At 63.1% G+C, this 19,396-nt stretch carries 8 protein-coding genes and 2 pseudogenes; 4 read left to right on the top strand and 6 right to left on the bottom strand.

Annotation, left to right across the window (positions count from 1 at the left end; all coding sequences use genetic code 11):
• Positions 1 to 123 precede the first annotated feature (123 nt).
• Positions 124 to 903 (bottom strand): SDR family NAD(P)-dependent oxidoreductase, encoded by a 780-nt coding sequence (locus tag ACWNZ1_RS08770; protein ID WP_135847996.1) that lies wholly within the window; start codon positions 901 to 903, stop codon positions 124 to 126.
• Positions 904 to 1,277: 374 nt separating this feature from the next.
• On the opposite strand from ACWNZ1_RS08770, the gene ACWNZ1_RS08765 reads away from it, so the two are divergent.
• Positions 1,278 to 2,525, top strand: coding sequence for a glycoside hydrolase family 68 protein (locus tag ACWNZ1_RS08765; protein ID WP_256452900.1), 1,248 nt, complete (start codon positions 1,278 to 1,280; stop codon positions 2,523 to 2,525).
• Between the two features lie 86 nt (positions 2,526 to 2,611).
• Here the strand turns inward: ACWNZ1_RS08765 and ACWNZ1_RS08760 are convergent, their stop codons facing one another.
• On the bottom strand, positions 2,612 to 3,319 hold the full coding sequence (locus ACWNZ1_RS08760) for an NUDIX hydrolase (protein WP_135845505.1): 708 nt from the start codon (positions 3,317 to 3,319) through the stop codon (positions 2,612 to 2,614).
• 1 nt (position 3,320) lies between these two features.
• On the bottom strand, positions 3,321 to 3,866 hold the full coding sequence (locus ACWNZ1_RS08755; protein WP_135845504.1) for an adenylyltransferase/cytidyltransferase family protein: 546 nt from the start codon (positions 3,864 to 3,866) through the stop codon (positions 3,321 to 3,323).
• Positions 3,867 to 4,047: 181 nt separating this feature from the next.
• Here ACWNZ1_RS08755 and ACWNZ1_RS08750 point away from each other — a divergent pair, with 181 nt between their 5' ends.
• The 3 genes from ACWNZ1_RS08750 to nadE are packed head-to-tail and all read left to right on the top strand — an operon-like array spanning position 4,048 to position 6,772.
• On the top strand, positions 4,048 to 4,695 hold the full coding sequence (locus tag ACWNZ1_RS08750; RefSeq protein WP_256454400.1) for an isochorismatase family protein: 648 nt from the start codon (positions 4,048 to 4,050) through the stop codon (positions 4,693 to 4,695).
• Between the two features lie 9 nt (positions 4,696 to 4,704).
• Positions 4,705 to 5,934, top strand: a complete 1,230-nt coding sequence (gene pncB / locus ACWNZ1_RS08745) for a nicotinate phosphoribosyltransferase (RefSeq protein ID WP_256452899.1) — start codon at positions 4,705 to 4,707, stop codon at positions 5,932 to 5,934.
• Position 5,935: 1 nt separating this feature from the next.
• Positions 5,936 to 6,772 carry an ammonia-dependent NAD(+) synthetase gene (gene nadE / locus ACWNZ1_RS08740; protein WP_256452898.1) on the top strand — a complete coding sequence of 279 codons (837 nt, stop codon included), beginning with the start codon at positions 5,936 to 5,938 and terminating at the stop codon, positions 6,770 to 6,772.
• A gap of 85 nt (positions 6,773 to 6,857) precedes the next feature.
• Here nadE and ACWNZ1_RS08735 read toward each other — a convergent pair whose 3' ends face one another.
• The 3 genes and pseudogenes from ACWNZ1_RS08735 to ACWNZ1_RS08725 all read right to left on the bottom strand — a co-directional run.
• Positions 6,858 to 8,174 carry an MFS transporter gene (locus tag ACWNZ1_RS08735; RefSeq protein ID WP_280944007.1) on the bottom strand — a complete coding sequence of 439 codons (1,317 nt, stop codon included), beginning with the start codon at positions 8,172 to 8,174 and terminating at the stop codon, positions 6,858 to 6,860.
• Positions 8,164 to 9,774: pseudogene (locus ACWNZ1_RS08730) on the bottom strand (thioesterase domain-containing protein); the annotation flags it as partial. The gene ACWNZ1_RS08735 and the pseudogene ACWNZ1_RS08730, both read right to left, overlap by 11 nt.
• 105 nt (positions 9,775 to 9,879) lie before the next feature.
• A pseudogene (locus ACWNZ1_RS08725) lies at positions 9,880 to 19,392 on the bottom strand (amino acid adenylation domain-containing protein); the annotation flags it as partial.
• Positions 19,393 to 19,396: the final 4 nt, after the last annotated feature.

The raw sequence follows: 19,396 nt of genomic DNA, 5'->3' as shown, positions 1-19,396 counted from the left end.
ATTACTCAGGGGATATGGCGGTTTGGCGATGGAGAGATGACGGTTTGATGTCAGTGGTGATGTTTATAGGTGGCGAAGAGAGGCGCCGATAGCCTCTCTCCGCGAACAGAACGTGTGCTCAGATCAAGGGGCCTTGTTCTCGACCAGACAGTTTCCGCCATCCACCACGATGACTTCGCCGCTCATATAACTCGCGTCTGGCGATGCGAGGAAAGCAACCAGCGCAGCCACTTCTTCGGGACGTCCCGCCCGCCCCATCGGCGTGTACCGGGCGGCCTCGACTTCTTCGGGAGAACTCGACCCCGTAGCGATCCAGCCGGGAGCAACGCTGTTCACGGTAATCCCTTGCCGGGCCACTTCAAGCGCCAGGCCCATGCTCATGCCTACCATTGCGGCCTTCGCGGCGCTGTAGGCCGCTTCACCGGGGTTACTGCACCGAGTGCCGGTAGTGGAACTGATATTGACGATGCGCCCGTAACGGCGAGCCTGCATACCAGGCAGAACAGCCCGTGTAAGCAGAAAAGCCGTCGTCAGATTTCGCGCCAGCGAAAGGTTCCAGGCTTGCAGATCCATGATCGCCAGCTCAGAAAGAACCTCTGGGGAACCTTGCATGGCCATGCCCGCGTTGTTCACCAGGATATCGATCCGCCCCCAGCGCGACTCTGCCCAAAGACTAAACTCTCGCACCTGGTTTTCATCGGTCAGGTCGACGGGCCGCCCTTCGACTTCGAAGCCTTCGGCTCGCAGTTCTTCGACTCGATCAAAGACGCGAGCGCTGCTGGCGGTGATGATCAATTTGGTTCCGGCAACGCCAAGCCTGCGCGCAATTGCCATCCCAATGCCGATCTCACTTCCAACGCCACTGACGATTGCCACATGATCCTGCACTACAGCGTTTGCCATGGTGTTCTCCCAATCAAAGCCGAGCCAGTGATTTACCACGCCAATGCCATCATCGGCAGTATTTATTTCAGGAGAATAGGCGGGCACGGGGTGGCAACCGACCTGTAAGTTCAATTTTATTACATTATAAATCGACCAATTAACAAGATTCAGTCCTTGGGTGTGCCATTGGTTTAATGCGCAAATAACATCAAAGCAGTGGCCTCTATCAATTAAATTATATTCATCTTGCAAATCATCGCTTCCATGTTAAACCTTGGTTCGTGCTCTTGGAATTGAGCCTGGCCATCTTTATGCCCTTGCTGCAATTTTAAAAGTCGCATTCTTTCGCTAAACCCCGCTTGTAAAATAAGCGTCAGTAAAAGGACATCAACATGAAACCTGCGAATCAATCACCCACGCGCTGGACCCGGGCCGATGCGCTAAAAGTTAATGAAAATGACCCGACTACAACGCAACCGTTAGTAAACCCTGACTTCCCCGTCATGAGTGACAGCGTGTTTATCTGGGACACCATGCCCTTGCGTGAACTGGATGGAACGGTGGTATCGGTCAACGGCTGGTCGGTGATTTTTACCCTGACCGCAGATCGTCGCCCCCACGACCCAGCGTTCATCAATGCCAACGGGCGCTATGACATCAAGCGCGATTGGGAGGATCGCCATGGCCACGCACGTATTTGTTACTGGTATTCCCGAACCGGCAAGGACTGGATCTTCGGCGACCGTGTCATGGCCGAAGGGGTATCGCCAACCACTCGTGAATGGGCAGGCACACCTGTTCTTTTAAATAACAACGGTGATATTGATCTGTATTACACCTGTGTAACGCCCGGTGCCACCATCGCCAAAGTCAGAGGCCAGATCGTGACGTCGGAGAAGGGCGTTGAATTGCAAGGGTTTAATAAAGTCCAATCGTTATTTGATGCTGATGGTGTGTATTACCAGACGGAAGCCCAGAACGCGACGTGGAACTTCCGCGACCCCAGTCCATTCATAGACCCCAATGACGGCAAGTTATATATGGTCTTCGAAGGCAATGTGGCTGGAGAGCGCGGCACACATAAAATTGGTCCTGACGAACTTGGGCGGGTGCCGCCGGGTTATGAAGAGGTGGGTGGGGCAAGGTTTCAAGTGGGCTGTATTGGTTTGGCCGTGGCCAAAGACCTCAAGGGTGATGAGTGGGAAATACTGCCACCTTTGGTCACCGCAGTCGGTGTAAATGATCAGACCGAGCGTCCGCATTATGTCTTTCAGGATAATAAATATTACCTGTTCACCATCAGCCACAAGTTTACTTACGCTGACGGTGTCACCGGTCCCGATGGCGTCTACGGCTTTGTCAGCGATCATTTGCTCGGCCCTTACACGCCGATGAACGCTTCCGGCCTTGTACTGGGTAACCCGCCGTCGCAGCCTTTCCAGACCTATTCCCACTGCGTGATGCCCAATGGTTTGGTGACCTCGTTTATCGACAGTGTGCCGACCACGGGCGATGACTACCGCATCGGCGGCACGGAGGCACCCACGGTGAAAATTCTGCTGAAGGGAGATCGCTCATTCGTACAGGAAGCCTATGACTATGGCTACATTCCGCCAATGCGCGATGTTGTATTGAGTTAATAATCCGGGTAATCCGGGGTCTTTATCAGACTCCGGATTTTCTGCTGCCCGGATGAGGCTCGTCAGATCGCGCTTCATGCTGGGCATTACTCCAGAAAGCAGCGATCGAAAAGGTACAGGCTGGCAGGTTTGAGATTTTCCACAGTGCTTTGCGGGCGGCCGCCGTGGCCGCTTTTTTTGCGGCCGGTTTCCCGCAGGTAACCCGCTTCGGTCATCTTCAGCAAACGCTGGCGAATACTGGTCTTGAGCACCGGGCGCTCAAGCACCAGGGAGAAAATATCCACGGCTTGCGGCGCGCTGAACTCAGTTCCCAGGAACATCAGCGGCAGGCTGCTGTAGAGGGCTTTGGACAACAACCGCTCCTGGACAGCCGCCACCAGACTGTTGTGATCGAAAGGGAGTTTTATCGAGGCATCCGCTACGCCTTTGAGGGGAAAAAACCCTTGGTGTTCGGCGAGCTGGACCGCATCGCTGACAATGGCAAGATAGAAAGTCGACGATGACCAGCAGCGCGGATCGCGGAACGCGTCGCCGACGGTGCCGACTTGTTCGATCCAGGCTAACGGCATGCCTACCTTGCTTGAGTTACGCAGGCGTTCCACCGCGTCGCTCAGCGTGAGGTCTTCGACCCCTCCATTGACCACGATCCCGGGCAGCGCCCAATGGCCGGCGAACGGCTCGGCTTCCCGTCGGTTCAGGAGGATTTCAAGCGCCTGGGTTTCCCGGCAGAAGCGCAGCACACAGAGGTCGATGGTGTGCAAATAATCTCGCGCAGGGGCGGTGGGATTCGGCATGTCAGTTTCCGTGGGCAGCGTAAAGGTCATAGTTTAACGGATCCATGCCGGGTGCCATCCAGTGGATGGGTAGCGGCTTGCCCAGAGCCATTCGTTCGCGAACCACCGTACTGCGCACAGGCAGCTTTTCCTCCATGCAAAGGATGGAAAAACGCTCCAGCAACGCTTGGCCGCGATAGAAGGTCGGCAACCGGTCCGCGACGTCCTGACCCACCACCAAGGCTATCTGCTTGCCGTCCAGGGCCAGGCTGTCAGCGAGGTGGGCGAGGAGGGTGTAGCTGTAAATCGGGCCTTCAACCCCGCGCGCCACCACCTGCTCCACCCGACTTGCACGCACTGGTGCGCAGCACAGCGGCTGGAGGTTCTCGACGATCGATTCCAGCCAGTTCAGGCGAACTTCATAGTCGACCATTCGCTTGCCGTACGGATGCCTGAAGCTTGGGGCCACCAGCACCCGTCTGGCCTGGGTTGAGGCCTCGATCATCACATGGGCATGACCGGCGTGAGGAGGATTGAAGGCGCCGCCATAGAGGGCTATTTCGAACATGGCTTATCTCCTGTTAGTACACGACATGTACCCTAGCATCAAAAGCCATTCGATGGAACTGTACCTGGTTCGCCACCGATTTATTTAACAAAAAATGCTATGTCTAAAAAATCATGTCAGCGAGGCTTGTCTCAAAAGTACATGTCATGTACTTTATGGTCATGAAGAGGAGAGAGCCATGATGAACAGCCTGACCCGCAAAACCGCTTCCTTCGATGTTGATGCGCAAAAGAGCTTCACACCGTTGTGCCCTGATGAGCTGCCAGTGGCTGGCGGCGATCAAATTGGCAGCGAGCTGAATTTCATCGCGTCTCTGGCCAGCCTCCGCATCGGCAGCAAGGACGCCCATTCGCCTCAGGCCCCATGGGTGGTCGCCGATCATTCACAGATGTTCGTGCCGACCGGGCTCGAGCACGCCGACATCACCTGGGTCAGCCACTGTGTCCCTGGCACCGAAGGTTTCACCCTGTTGGACGAGTTGCCGACCCCATACGACTACGACTACTTCGTCTGGAAGGGCGTCGAGCCGGACTTGCACCCTTACGGCGCCTGCTATCACGACCTGCACGGCAAGCTTTCCACCGGGGTGATCGAGTACTTGAAAGGTCTGGGCGTGGAGCAAGTCATTGTCGGCGGGCTGGCGCTGGATTTCTGCGTCAAGACCACCGCGCTGCAACTGGCTGCCGCCGGCTTCAAGGTGATCATCCACCTCCCAGCCTGCCGGGCCATCAGTGAGGAGGGCGCCCTCCAAGCCGTTCAAGACATGCAGCAAGTGGGGGTCTCGATTGCCGCGACCCGCGAAGAAACTATCCGCCTGGCAAGTGCATAAGGAAGAAACATGGACAGTGCATACGATTCAAGCAATGGCGTCATCCGGAGTCTTCTGGATACCGATTACTACACCTTCACCATGATGCAGGCGGTCTTGCACCAGCACCCGAATGTAGAGGTGGAATACCAGTTCATCGTGCGCTCCAAAGAGCGACTCGCTCACCTGATCCCGGACATTCGTGTCGAGCTGGAAAAGCTCGCCGGATTGCAGCTACGCGAAGGGGAGCAACGGTTTCTGTTCAACAAGCGTTTCCGTGAGTACCTGACACCGGACTTTGAACAGTTTCTCGGCCTGTTCCGCTTCAATCTGCGCTACATCCACGTTTCGGAGGTCGACGGCCAACTGCACATCCGCGTCCGTGGTCCGATGTTGCATTGCATCATGTTCGAGCAACCGGTACTGGCGATGGTCAGCGAACTGCGCAACCGCGAAAAGTATCCCGAAGTCGAGCTGGCCGATGTGACTCGCAAGCTGTACCAGAAGTTCGAATGGCTGGAGAAAAATGCCAGCCGTGAAGAACTCGCCGAATTTCGTGTTTCCGACTTCTCCACCCGCCGGCGCCTGTCGTTCAGGGCCCAGCGTGAAGTGGTGAATGTCATGCGCAGCGATTTTCCTGGGGTCTTTGTCGGCACCAGCAACGCGCACTTGGCTTATGAGTTCGATCTGCCGCTGATTGGCACCATGGCCCACCAATGGCTGATGGTGCATCAGCAACTGGGACGGTTACGCGAGAGCCAGAACGCCGCGTTGGAAAACTGGGTGCGCGAGTATCGCGGCAGGCTCGGTATCGCGCTTACGGACTGCATCAGCACCGACTTCTTCCTCAAGGATTTCGACCTGTACTTCGCCAAACTCTATGACGGCCTGCGCCAGGATTCCGGTGATCCGATCGTCTGGGCTGACAAGGTGCTGGGGCGTTACAAGGAACTGGGGGTCGATCCGCGCACCAAGGACCTGATGTTCTCCGATGGCCTCAATTTCGAAAAATGCCTGCCGATCCTGCGTCACGTACGCGGCAAGGCCAAATTCGGGTTTGGCATGGGCACCAGCCTGGCCTGCGATGTGGACGGTGTCGAACCGCTGAGCATCGTCATGAAGTTGGTCCGGGTCCATGGCGAGCCGGTGGTGAAGTTCTCCGATGACCCCATCAAGAACGTTTGCGAAGACGCCTCGTTCCTGCGCTACGCCGCCCAAGTGTTCAACGTCGCCCTGATCAATCCACAGCTGGGAGCCTGATATGACTTCGCTCGAGCAAGAAAGCATCGCCCGGGAACTGGGCATCGACCGCCAACTCGCACGGGGTGGCGAAGAAACTGAAATTGCCCGTCGGGTCGGGTTTATCAAGCAGATTTTGCGTGAGTCGGGTTGCAAGTCTCTGGTCCTCGGCATCAGTGGTGGCGTCGACTCGCTCACAGCCGGCCGCCTGTGCCAGTTGGCGGTGGAGCAACTGCGGGGAGAAGACTACCTGGCGCGTTTTATCGCAGTCCGATTGCCGTACAAGACCCAGGCAGATGAGCAAGATGCCCAGGCATCCCTGGACTTCATTCAGCCGGACTTGATCACCACCAGCAACATCGCCGCGTGTGTTGACGGGCTGATGGCCAATATCGCAGTCGACGGCTTGCAGCCTTCGGCCGAACTCAGCGACTTTGTCAAAGGCAACGTCAAGGCCCGGGCACGGATGCTGGCGCAATACGCCATTGCCAATATAAGCAACGGGTTGGTGGTCGGCACCGATCATGCAGCTGAGGCGCTGATGGGCTTCTTCACCAAATTCGGCGACGGCGCTTGCGACCTGGCACCACTGTCCGGGCTGACGAAGACCCAGGTGCGGTTACTGGCCGACGCCATGGGCGCTCCCGCGCACCTGGTGCGCAAGGCCCCAACCGCTGATTTGGAAGACCTGGCACCCGGCAAGTTGGATGAAGTGGCGTATGGGTGCAGTTACGAGGAAATCGATGCGTACCTGATGGGCGAAGAAGTGTCGGCGCACGCGCGCCTGATCATCGAACGCGCTTACCTCAAGACTGCCCACAAACGCGCATTGCCCCGGGTCCCGGCCTTGCTGTCGTGAGCGGGGTGAAGGTTTTGCAATCCAGAGTTCCAGGCGTTCAAGCCCGTGAGGCGATGGCCTCACGGGCTTGTGGGGCTTGGCCGGTTCACCCGGGTTCGGCCACGACCTGGGTGGACGCAACCCACCCAGGCTCTAGCCGACGAAACGGTGTGATGCTCAATCCCAGGCCGGCCAGCAGCACATACAGCAGGCCGGCGACTGCGAAGAGCAAGCTCAAGCCGCCGACCTTGCCGATACCGAGCACGGGGCCCAGCCTGGCTTGCAGCTCGCTGCTTTGGCTCATTAACGGAATCGCCCAACCGTCGGCCAACGCGCCCGCGCCCAGCGCACCGAGCGGCAGGGCCAGCAGGCACACCATCTGCCGGGCTGACAGTACCCGACCGAGGATGGCGTTGGGCAGGCTGCGTTGCCAAAAGCTCTGGTCGCTGCTGGTGCTCAGTGAAAAGCAGCCAAAGGCTACGAATGCCGCCGCATACAAAACCACCGGCGAGGTACTGACACCTATGCCCAGGATGCTGACGCCGAGCATCAGGTCCGCGAGCAATACCGTGCGGATCAATCGCTGTGGTGGACGGGCGACCACCCACAATGAGCCGCCCAGCATGCCCAGGCCGCCGCAGGTCATCAGCGTGCCCAGCACCAATACCGAGTAACGCTCCAAAACCAGGGGCGCCAACAGGACCGAGGCCAGCCCGAGCATCAAATGCTCGACGCCCAGGTAGGCAAGCAACGCCCAAAACGCCGGACGCCCGCGCAGCACCGCCAAGACGGGTGCCAACCCTCCCACGGCCACGACACGCCCTTGGCCGGTGGCGCGCACCGCCGTCGCCACCCAGGCGAGCCAACCGAGCACGCCGGCGGAAAACAGCACCGCACCGACATCCAGCAACAACAGTCCAGGGACTCCAACGCTGTTCAGCAACAGAGCCGCCAGGGTGGGCGCGATCAGTTGCGGCAAGCCGACCATCAGTTGCATCAGGCCGTTGGCCCGGCCAATCGCTTGCGCACTGCTCAAGATTCGTGGGATCGCTGCCTGGCAAGTGAGCATGCGCATGACCTGGCCACTGGAATTGACGGCGGCAAAGGCATACACCTGCCACCGTTCCAGCTCGCCTTGCTCGAACAGCCACCAGAGGATCAGCGCCGCGAAACCGCTGCCGGCCTCGACGCCGAGCAGGATCGCCCGCGCCTCGCAGCGGTCCACCAACCAGCCCGCCACGGGTGCCAGGAGCAGTCCCGGCAACGCAGACAGCGCGATGACCAGGGCGTAATCCGTCACACTGGCGTGCTGCTGCAACAACCAGATGCCCAGGCTGAAGGCCGCAAGGGCCGACCCCAAGGTGGAGACGACCTGACCCGCCCACGCCCATACCCAGGGCCGCACCGAATGCTCAATTTTCATGGGTTTGAAACGCCTCCAGCACGGGCCAATAGTGTTTTAGGTACTCGGCCAAAGCCTGTGCCGCCGGCGCTTTGAGAATCGACAGGTGATCACACCCTTTAAGCACGTGGCGCTGACAGTTCCCGGCGAATGCCTCCCAGCCATCCGCGGTTTCGTCACGACCCCGCTCGGCCTTGAACACCACCACTGAGCCCGGATAGACCGATGCCGGTCGATAGTCTTTCGCCAGGTTGGCGTAAAACACCCGCAAAGGGCCACGCAACGCATCGGCACGGGCTTGCGCGGGCATCAAACCGACGGCTTGCATCCGCGCCAGCAGTCGGGCGCATTGCTCGTCCGGTTCCAGCTGGGCCAGGCTGTCGACGTCGAGGCCCAGCTCACACCCGGCCTCCATCTCCAGCAACGCCACATAGCGAGCCAGGGCCCCACGCGGATCACTGGCCAACCGCGTGCCAGGCGCGCGGCTGTCGAGCACCAGCACCGGTGCCACCGGAGTACCCTCAGCGTGCAATTGGCGGGCGACTTCAAAGGCCAGCCAGCCGCCAAATGAATGCCCGAGCAGGTAGTAGGGACCGTTCGGAACCTGCGCGCGGATTTCCCGTACATAAGCGCTGGCCGCAGCCTGCACCGAGGCATGCGGCTCGCGCTGGCCGTCGGAACCACGGGCTTGCAGGCCGATCACCGTCAGTCGCGGGTCCAGTTGCCGGACCAGGGGCACGAAGCTGGCGACATTCGCGCCGGCGCCGGGGATCATGAACAGGCAGGGCGCGTTCGGCGCGCCGGTTTGCAAGACCAGGCTGACGCGCGCGCCCGACGGACCGGCAGGGCGCTGCTCGGCTCGCGCCAGCGCCTGCTCCAAGGCCTGCGCCAGCCGTTGCAAATGCTCGGGGTCGCGCATGATCGACCAGTGATCGCCGTCGATGCGCTGCTCGATCAGCTCGGCCCCCAGCAGCGCGCGCCAGTCGGCTGCCAGATCTCGCGAGTCACTTCCCGCAGGGCCCGCCGATGTGGCACGGAACAGGTGCACGGGCAGACCTAGCGGCGCCGGCCGATAGCGAACCATGGCATTGCGCAGGTTCAGGTTGAGACGGGCCCGGCGGCTCAGTTCCTGGCGGTCGAAACCGGCTGGCAGCCAACCCCGTGCCTGGGCCGCAGCGATCACCGCGTTCAGGTCGAGCTCGGCATGCCAGGTGTCCTGGGCAGGGTCATCGGCGCTTTCGCCGATCCGGTGGTGCGCCAAGTACCCGATCAGTTGTTGGCGCAGGCCGGCTTCGTCAAAGGTCAGCGCCAACGGTGCGGCGCGCAGGGCGCCCGGCTGGCTGCTGTCGATCAACCCGAGGAACGCTACCGGGCAATCCTCGCCCAGCAGTTGGCGGGCCATTTCATAGGCCAGCACGCCGCCCGCCGACCAGCCGGCGAGCTGATAGGGACCGTGCGGTTGGACCGTGCGCAGCAGCTCGATGTAGCGTCTGGCCAAGGTCGTGTTGTCGACGCCGTCGTCCAGCTCGGCGGCGGCCTGCACGGCATAGATCCCCCATTCCGGGTCCAGATGCTGCGCTAGCCGGACATACGGCAGCGCCTCGCCCGTGCCTTCATGAATGAAAAACAGCGGTGCGCGGCCCGGCGAACCGGCACGAATGCACAGCAGGCCTTGGGCTGCGACGTTGGCAACGTCCAGCGTAACCACCTGGCAGGCCAGTGCGGCGAGGCTTTCAGCGCTGAACAGGGCGTCGATGGCCACGTCCATTCCCTGCGCGCGCAAGCCGTCGAGCAGTTGCACGAGCAGCAGCGAATGCCCGCCCAGGGCAAAGAAGTTGTCGTCACGACCGATCTGCTCGATGCCTAGCAGTCGTGACCACAGTTGCGCCAGTCGCGTTTCCGTGGTGCCGCGTGGCGCCGCATAAGGACGCTGTTGCAAGGCTTGCTGATCGGGAACCGGCAGGGCGCGCCGGTCAAGTTTGCCATTGGCGGTCAAGGGCCATTGCTCCAGCTGCACATAGGCGCTGGGCAACAGGTGTGCCGGCAATTCCCCGGCCAGTGCTGAGCGCAATTGCCCAGGCTCCAGGTGCCGGCCCGGCTCGGCCAGCAGATAGGCGACCAGGCGCGCATCGCCGGGATCGTCCTGGCGTGCCAGCACCACCGCCGAGTGCACGCCGTCCAGGACACTCAGCCGAGCTTCGATTTCGCCCAGTTCGATGCGGAAGCCACGCACCTTGACCTGCTGGTCGTTACGGCCCAGGTAGTGCAAGGTGCCGTCGGCGGTCCAGCGTGCCAGATCGCCGGTCTTGTAGAGACGCTCGCCTTGGCTTCCGAGGAAGCGCGCCGGCTGGAAGCGCTCGGCATCGAGCGCCGGTTGATTCAGATAGCCGCGCGCCAGGCCTGGGCCGGCGACATGCAGCTCGCCGACTACGCCTCGTGGTACCAGTTCGCCGTGGGCATCGAGCAGGTAGACCTGCAAGTCCGGGATGGGCCGGCCAATCGGCGCCAGTCCGGCCTGGGCGTGGCAGTCGGCGGCTTCGATCGGCTGGTAGGTCACGTGCACAGTGGTCTCGGTGATGCCGTACATGTTCACCAGGCGGGTAGCCTGGCTGTCTGGCCGTTCGAACCAGGGCCGCAGCGCGGCGGCATCCAGGGCCTCGCCGCCGAAGATGATGCAGCGCAACCGATGGGGTTCGGCGCGGGTCTGTTTCATCCAGGTATAAAAGGCGCTAGGGGTCTGGTTGAGCACGGTGACGCCAGCGTCCACGAGCAGGTGGTAGAAATCCTCCGGGCTGCGCGAGGTCAAGTAGGGCACCACCACCAACCGGCCACCGTGCAGCAGCGCACCCCAGATTTCCCACACCGAGAAGTCGAAGGCGAAGGAGTGGAACAAGGTCCAGACGTCCCGGTCGTTGAAGCCGAACCAGGCGTCGGTAGCGCTGAACAGCCGCATCACCGCGCGATGCTCGATCATTACGCCCTTGGGCACGCCGGTCGAGCCCGAGGTGTAAATGATGTAGGCCAGGTCCGTGTCACTGGCCCGCGGATCGGCTGCCAGGTCAATGCTGGACAAATGCCCCCATTCACCGGTGTCCGGGTCCAGGGATATCACCGCGCACGACGCGGGGACCTGCAGCGTCTCAGGCAACGCATCCAGGGTCAGCAGGACCCGTGGTGTACTGTCGTCGAGCATGAAGTTCAAGCGCTGCGCCGGGTAGACCGGGTCCAGCGGCACATAGGCGCCTCCGGCCTTGAGGACCGCGAGTATGCCGATGAGCATTTCGATGCCGCGCTCGGCGTGGATCGCCACGCGGCTGTCCGGGCCGACATCCAGGTCGCGCAGGCGATGGGCCAGGCGATTGGCCCGCTCGTTGAGCGCCCGGTAGCTGAGGGTCAGGCTCTCGTATTGGAGCGCAATGGCGTCCCCACGACGTGCGACCTGGGCCTCGAAACGTTGGTGCAATCGTTCGCCGCACGGGGCCTCCAGCGCCAGCGCCGGATTGAAGCCATGCAGCAACTGCTCGCGCTCGGCCGGGCTGAGCAGGTCGATGCGGGTCACGGCCCGACGATCGTCGTCGACCATGGCCCGCAGCACGGCCAACAGCGCCTGCCAGTGACGGGCCACGGTGTCGGCATCGAACAGCGCGGTGGCGTAGTTGAAGCCCCCCTCGATGACATCGCCCGCTTCATGGACATCCAAGGCCAGGTCGAACTTGGCTGTGCTGACCGGCGCGCCGACGCTGTGCAATTGCAGTCCGTTGCCCAGGTCGAGGTTGCCCTGCGGAGCGTTCTGCCAGGCCAGCATCAGTTGGAAAATCGCGTTATGAGCCAGCGAACGCGGTGGGTTGAGCGCTTCGATCACTTGCTCGAATGGCAGGTCCTGATGCTCTTGGGCGGCCAGCGCCAGGTTCTTGACCTGGGCCAGCAGCGCACTCACCCGGGGCGCGTCGCCCAGGTCGATGCGCAGGGCCTGGAAGTTCACGAAGAAGCCGATCAGCGGTTCCAGCTCGACCCGGTTGCGGTTGGCGACAGGTGAGCCGATCACCACCTCGGCCTGGCCCGACAGCCGGCTGACCACCACGGCCCAGGCCGCCAGCAAGGTCATGTACAAGGTGGTGCCATGGCGCCGTCCGAGGGCCTTGATCCCATGGCTCAGTTCGGCATCGATGCGCACCGGCAGGCTCGCCCCGGCGTAGTCCTGTCGAGCCGGACGCGGGCGGTCGGTGGGCAGGGTCACGCAGGTCGGCGCGCCGTCCAGGTGGGCCTTCCAATAGGCACGTTGGCGTTGCAATTCGTCCGCCTGCAGCCATTGGCGTTGCCACAGCGTGTAATCGCCGTACTGGCGTGCCAGGGGCGCCAAGGGATCGACCTGATCCTGGCTGAAGGCTCGGTAGAGACGGGAGAACTCGTCGGTGAGCACACCCATGGACCAGCCGTCCGAAACCAGGTGATGCACTGTCACCAGCAAGACATGATCGTCGACATCCAGGCGCAACAGGCGTGCGCGGATCGGCCACTGACAGGTCAAGTCGAACGGCCGGCCAGCTTCCTCGGCGCACAGCACCTGCCAATCCGCCGCGCCGGGCGCGCTCAGGTCCAGCACCTGCAGGGCTATCGCCCGTGGTGGGTCGATCACCTGCCGCGCTTGGCCGGCCAGGCTCACGAACCGGGTCCGCAGGCTTTCGTGGCGCGCCACGATACGATCCAGCGTGCGGCGCAGCGCCTCGATGTCGAGCTTGCCGCGCAGGCGCAAGCCCGCCGGCATGTTGAAGGCTGCTGTCGAGTCCGGGTTGAGTTGCTGGATCAGCCAGAGGTTTTGCTGGGCGAACGAGAGTGGCAGGGGCTGGCTGCGGTCGGCTTCCTGCAACGGTTCCAAGCGACTGCGCCCGGCATCGGCCAGCACTGCCGCCAACGCGCGCAGGCGCGGTTGGGCGAAGATCGTCGAGAGCGGCACTTCCAGGCCCAGTCGATGGCGCACTTGAGCGAGCAACCGCAATGCCAGCAGCGAGTGTCCGCCCAAGGCGAAGAAATCGTCTTCGCGACCGATGGATGCGACACCCAGCAATTGGCTCCAGATCGCCGCCAGGGTCATTTCCAGCTCGCCCTCGGGCTGGCTATATTCCGTTTGCGCAAACGCCTCGGGGGCTGGCGCCGGCAAACGTTGGCGATCGACCTTGCCATTGCTGGTCAGCGGCAGGACATGCAGTTGTACAAAGGCGCTGGGCAACATGTACTCGGGCAGGCGCTCACTCAGTTGGCTGCGCAGGTCCAGCGGCGACAAGGTCTGCTCGGCGCTGAAATAGGCAACCAGGCGCGGGTCGCCGTGGTCCGCCGGCAGCACGACGACCACCGACTCGCGCAGCCCGGGCAATTGATCGAGGCGGCTTTCCACTTCGGCCAGTTCAACCCGATAACCGCGAATCTTCACTTGGAAGTCATTGCGCCCCAGGTACTGCAGCGTCCCTTCGGCGGTCCAGCGAGCCAGGTCGCCGGTCTTGTACAGGCGCGCGCCGGGGGTGGCGTCGAACGGGGACTCGATAAACCGCTCGGCGGTCAGTTCGGGACGGTTCAAGTAGCCTTGGGCCAGGGCCACGCCGGTGACATGCAGTTCGCCGACAACGCCTTGGGGCACCCATTGGCCATGGGCATCGAGCAGGCACACCTGGGTGTTGGCAATCGGCCGTCCGATCACCGGTACGTCCGCCCATTGGTCCGGATCGTCGGGCAGGGTGTGGGTACACACCACATGGGTTTCGGTCGGGCCATAGTGGTTGTGCAGGCGCGCGCGGGGATGGTGCCTGAACAATGTGCGTAACGCGCCGGTGATGCGCAGCGCCTCGCCAGCGACAATCACGTCGCGCAGCATGGGCAGTTCAAGCGGGGCGTCGGCCCAGCTGTCGGCCATCGCTGCCAGGGCGATATACGGCAGGAACAAACGCTCGATACGCGCCTGGCCGAGCCAGCGCGGCAGGCTCGCGAGGTCCAGGCGCTGGGCTTCGTCCAACAGCACCAGGGTACCGCCGCTGCCCAGGGTGGAGAAAACCTCCTGAAACGCGACATCGAATCCCAGCGCGGCGAATTGCAGGGTACGAGCCGGGCCGGGCAACGGCTGTTCGGCCTGCCAGGCCAGCAGGTTGCTCAGCGCCAGATGACCCATGGCGACCCCCTTGGGCAGGCCGGTGGAGCCGGAGGTGTACATGACATAGGCCAGGTCATCGGGGCTCGGTTGCCCGAGCGATGGAGAGGAGGGTGCCTGCATCGCCGTTGCCGCCAAGCGCACCGACAGCGGCGTGCAACGGTCGCCGCATTGCAACACCTCGACGCCCAGCGCATCCCACAGCAGCAGGCACGGCTGGCAATCCTCGATGATGCCTTGCCGGCGTGCGAGGGGCTGACTCGGGTCGAGCGGCACGTAGGCCGCACCGGTCTTGAGGGTGGCGACCAGTGCCAACACCATCTCCAGACTGCGCGGCAGATGGATCGCCACGCGTTGGCCGGGACCTGCGCCCAGCTCGATCATCTGCCAGGCCAGGTGATTGGCCTGGCGATCGAGCTCAGCGTAACTCAGCCCGCGTCCATGCAGTTCGACCGCGATGGCGTCGGGCTGCAAAAGCGCCTGGCGTTCGAACGGCTGGTGCACCCAGCCGGCCTGCGGGTAGGCGGTTGGCGCCGGGTTGAGGCCGTGCAGCAGGTGCTCGCGCTCCTGGGCATCGACCAACGACAGGCTGGCCAGCGGTTGGCGGTCGTCGACGCACAGCTGGCGCAGGACGTTGACCAGGTACCGCCAATGCCGATGCACGCCGACGGCATCGAACAGCGCAGTGGCGTAGTTGAGCCCACCGACAATGCGCCCCGCGGCCTCATAAAGTTCCAGGGACAGATCGAAAGGCGCGGTGACCTGCTCGGCGGCCAGACTGGTCAGGCTCAAGCCATCGAGGTCCAGCGCGCTGCGTGGAGCGTTCTGCCAGGCGAACATCAACTGGAACACCGGGCTGTGCGCCAGCGAGCGGGGCGGGTTGAGGGCTTCGACCACATGCTCGAACGGCACGTCCTGGTGCGCCTGGGCCTGCAGCGCGTGCTCACGCACCTGGGCCAGCAACTGGCTGACGTCCGGTTGCCCGGCCAGGTCGATGCACAGCGCCTGGGTGTTGACGAAAAAGCCAATCAACGGTTCGACTTCGCTGCGTGTGCGGTTGGCGACCGGGGTGCCGATCACCACGCGTTCCTGGCCGGCCAGGCGCCCGACCACTATCGCCCAGGCCGCCAGCAAGGTCATGTACAGCGACGTGCCGTGGCGGCGACTCAAGTCCTTGATCGCAGCGCTGGTCGGCTCATCGAGTGCGACCGTCAGCCGCGCACCGGCGAAGTCCTGGCGGGGTGGCCGTGGACGATCGCTGGGCAGGTCGACCCGCTCAGGTGCGTCGCGCAGGTGTTCGAGCCAATAGGCCAACTGCTCGGTACGACGCTCGCCGGCCAGCCAGTCGCGTTGCCAGGCGGCATAGTCGGCGTATTGGATCGCCAGGGCTGGAAGCGGATCCGCCGCGCCCTGGCGGAACGCTTTGTACAAGGTTGACAGTTCGTCGATCAGCACCCCGATGGACCAGCCGTCGGCGATGATGTGGTGAAAGGTCACGTGCAGCACGTGGCAGCAAGGGTTCTGCCGCACCAGCAGCACCCGTAGCAACGGGCCTTCGCTCAATGAGAACGGCTGGGCAGCTTCGCTGGCCATGACTTGTTGCAGGCGGGCCGGGTCGCTAGCGTCCAGCGCCAGGCGGGCGAACGCCATGCGCGGCTGCGCGTCGATGACCTGGCGGACTTCTGCGTCCTGCTCGATGAAACGGGTACGCAGCACGGCGTGGCGTTCGACGATGCGCGTCAAGGCGTTGCGCAGCGCCGTTTCGTCCAGTTCGCCATCCAGGCGCAGGGCGCCGCTGATGTGGTAGGCGGCGCTCGCCTGCTCATCCAGGCGGGCGATGAACCATAGACGTTGCTGGGCAAACGACAAGGGACGCGCAACGCTCTGCGGCAGCACCGTGATCGGCGCCAGGGCGCTGCGCGTCGCATTGCCCATGACGCTGGCCAGGGCGGCCACGGTCGGGTGCGCATACAAGGTCGCCAGGGGCAATTCCAGCCCCAGGCGCTGGCGCACCCGGGAGACCCATTGCACCGCCAGCAGCGAGTGTCCGCCGAGCTCGAAGAAATGATCATGACGCCCCACCTGGGCGACGCCCAGCAGGTCGCGCCAGATTTCGGCCATGAGCGTTTCCTGTTCACCGCTTGGCGCTTCGTAAGCCTGGGCGGTCCAGGCGTCTTCGTCGGGCACCGGCAAGGCCGCGCGGTCGAGTTTGCCGTTGGGGGTCAGGGGCAGCGCGTCCAGGGGCATGACCAGCGCTGGCACCATGTATCCCGGCAAACGACTCGCCAGGGCTTCGCGCAGCGCTGTTGGGGTCAACGGCGCTGCGTCCGCCGTCGCCACGGCATAGGCCACCAGCGCGGGCTCGCGACCATTACGCTGGACCGCCAGCACTGCTGCGGCGGCCACGTGTGGAAGCGCGAGCAGAGCCGCTTCGATTTCCCCCAGTTCGATGCGAAAACCACGAATCTTGACCTGGAAATCGTTGCGCCCCAGGTAATGCAACTGGCCGTGGGCGTCCCAGAAGCCCAAGTCGCCAGTGCGGTACAGCCGCGCCGTCGGCTCGGCACTGAACGGGTCGGGCAGGAAGCGCTCGCGGGTCAGTTCGGGGCGCCGATGGTAGCCACGCCCCACGCCGGCCCCGCCGATATACAACTCGCCAGTCACGCCCACCGGCAGTGGTTGCCGCGCGTCATCCAACACGTGCACCTGAGTATTGTCGATGGGCCGGCCAATGTGCGGGACAAAGCCGCGCGCGCGGTCCATCGAGGCCCAGGTCGAATAGACCGTGGTCTCGGTCGGGCCATAGAGGTTGTTGACTTGGCGCACCGCGCCATGGGCGAACAGCCGCTCGACCAAGTGTCGTGGCAGCGCTTCGCCGGCGAGGTTGACGGTGCCCAGCGAGCCCGGCAGCGCATCGGCGCGCAGCAAGGCGTCAACGGCCGAGGGCACACTGTTGAGCAGGCTCAGGGCGGGACGGTGCTCGAGCAGGGCAAGGGCGTCGTCGACCAGTTCGAGGGAGCCGCCGCAGGACAACGGTGCGAAGCATTCGAACACCGACAAGTCGAAGTTGATCGAGGTGCTGAACAGGCTGTGGGCAAGGGTTTCAGCGCTAAAGCTACGCAGGGCCCAGTCGAGGAAATTGCGCGCGTTGCGGTGTTCGATCATCACCCCCTTGGGTTGCCCGGTAGAGCCGGAGGTGTAGATCATGTAGGCCAGGTGGCTGCCCTCCAACGCCACAGCCAACGGCGTCGTGTCGCCGGTGTGCAACGCCTCGTCGACATTGAGCCGCCGGCAGGTATCGGCGAGGGTGAGGCCCAGCGGCGCGTCGCCCATCGTCAGCACCGCCACGGGGGCACTGTCGTCGAGCATGTAGGCCAGGCGTTGAGTCGGGTAGGCAGGGTCCAGCGGGACGTACGCGCCGCCCGCCTTGAGCACGGCAAGCAGCGCGACGATCAATTCCGGACAGCGGCGCAAGTGAACACCGACCCGTGTCTCGGGCCCGACACCCAGTGCTTGCAGTTGCCGGGCCAGGCGATTGGCCTGGCGGTCGAGCTGTCCGTAGCTGAGCACGCGCCCCTTGCACCGCACCGCCTCAGCCTCCGGGGTCAAGCGAGCCTGTGCTTCGAACCGCTGGTGCAGCAAGGCACGTTCGGGCTGCGTACGCTGCGTGGCGTTGAAGCGGGCCAAGCGCTGATGCTCGTCCGCCGGCAGGATGTCGAGGGTTTGGGCGAGCTGTTGCGCGTTGTGATCCAGGGCTTCGACCAGGCTAACGAGGGTACGGTGCAGGAAGGACCAGACTCGTTGCGCCCCCACCGAACCGGCAATTTGCGCAGTCACGCCGAAGCCTTGGCCAAGGTCGTCCACCGAAACAGTGAAGGGATAGTTGGTGCGTTCGGCGCTGCTCAGCACCTGCATGCCCTCGACACTTTGGTGTGGCGTGTCTTCCAGGCTGTAGCGAAAATTCAGCAGCGCGGAAAACAACGGCGTGCTGGCCGGCACGCCGCTGCAGCGTTGGGCCATGGTCAACGGTGCGTGCTCATGTTCGAGCAACGCCAGCAAGGCCTGATGGGTACGTTGCAGACTGTCGCTTACCGAGGTCTGCGCGAAGCCGATGCGCAGCGGTAAGGTATTGATGAAAACCCCCAACGCCTGATCGGCGCCTTGCACGCCTTGCAAACGACCGAGCAAGACTGTGCCGAATACCACGTCGGCGCGACCGGTGGCCTTGCCCAACACCAGCGCCATGGCCAGGTGAAACAGACTGGCGACGCTCACCTGATGGCGCCGCGCCGCCTGGCGCAGGGCGAGCGCCAGCGTTGGGTCCAGCGACCCGTAGGCCTCGTCGATTTCGCCGGTATTTTGCACATCCAGCAGGCCAAACGGGGCGGTGGGTTCGCTGACGTCGGCAAGCATGGTTTGAAAAAAAGCCTGCTGCCGGGCACTGTCCTGGCCGCGCCGGGCGTGCCCGACGAAGGTCCGGAACGGCACCGGTGCGCGCAACTGCGCCGCGCGGCCCTGCTGGATCAGCACGATTTCCTCGACCATGCGTTCCAGGGTGGTGTGGTCCAGCACCAGGTGATGGTGCAAGACCTGCAGCAACCAACGTTGCTGGCCGGCGTCGAACGCCTTCACCACCCGTAGCAGCGGCGCCTGGCGGATGTCCAGGCGTCGCTGCCGGGGATTGGTGTGGGCCTGTAGTTGAGCGAGCGCATCGACTTCGGTAATGCGCAGGATCTCGATGGGCAGCGGCGCCTCCCGCCAAACCACCTGCACGGGTTGCTCCAGGTCTTCCCAGGCCAGGGCGGTGCGCAAAATGTCGTGGCGGGCGATGACTTGTTGCAGCGCCAGGCAAAAAGCGTCCAGCCGGGCTTCGTCGGCGAAGGCCAGGGTGGTGTGCAGCAGGTAGGTGTCGCCTTCGTCCTGCAACAAATAGTGAAAGAACAGGCCTTCCTGCAACGGCGCCAGGGGATAGATGTCCTGCACGTTGGCCGCGCCGCCCTCGACGCTGGCGACGATGCGGTCGATCTGCGCCTGGGTCAATTCCACCAACGGCAACAACTCAGGCGTGATGTGGGTGCAGCCCAATGGCAGGGATGCTCCCATTGCT

It is taken from the genome of Pseudomonas sp. CFBP 5748 (genome assembly GCF_053850495.1).
This window is presented reverse-complemented; position numbering and strand designations above follow the sequence as displayed.

What these genes read in the sequence shown, in the direction of transcription:
- ACWNZ1_RS08770 (WP_135847996.1), bottom strand. Translation starts at nt 903, where the DNA reads ATGGCAAACGCTGTAGTGCAGGATCATGTGGCAATCGTCAGTGGCGTT.
- ACWNZ1_RS08765 (WP_256452900.1), top strand. Translation starts at nt 1,278, where the DNA reads ATGAAACCTGCGAATCAATCACCCACGCGCTGGACCCGGGCCGATGCG.
- ACWNZ1_RS08760 (WP_135845505.1), bottom strand. Translation starts at nt 3,319, where the DNA reads ATGCCGAATCCCACCGCCCCTGCGCGAGATTATTTGCACACCATCGAC.
- ACWNZ1_RS08755 (WP_135845504.1), bottom strand. Translation starts at nt 3,866, where the DNA reads ATGTTCGAAATAGCCCTCTATGGCGGCGCCTTCAATCCTCCTCACGCC.
- ACWNZ1_RS08750 (WP_256454400.1), top strand. Translation starts at nt 4,048, where the DNA reads ATGAACAGCCTGACCCGCAAAACCGCTTCCTTCGATGTTGATGCGCAA.
- pncB (WP_256452899.1), top strand. Translation starts at nt 4,705, where the DNA reads ATGGACAGTGCATACGATTCAAGCAATGGCGTCATCCGGAGTCTTCTG.
- nadE (WP_256452898.1), top strand. Translation starts at nt 5,936, where the DNA reads ATGACTTCGCTCGAGCAAGAAAGCATCGCCCGGGAACTGGGCATCGAC.
- ACWNZ1_RS08735 (WP_280944007.1), bottom strand. Translation starts at nt 8,174, where the DNA reads ATGAAAATTGAGCATTCGGTGCGGCCCTGGGTATGGGCGTGGGCGGGT.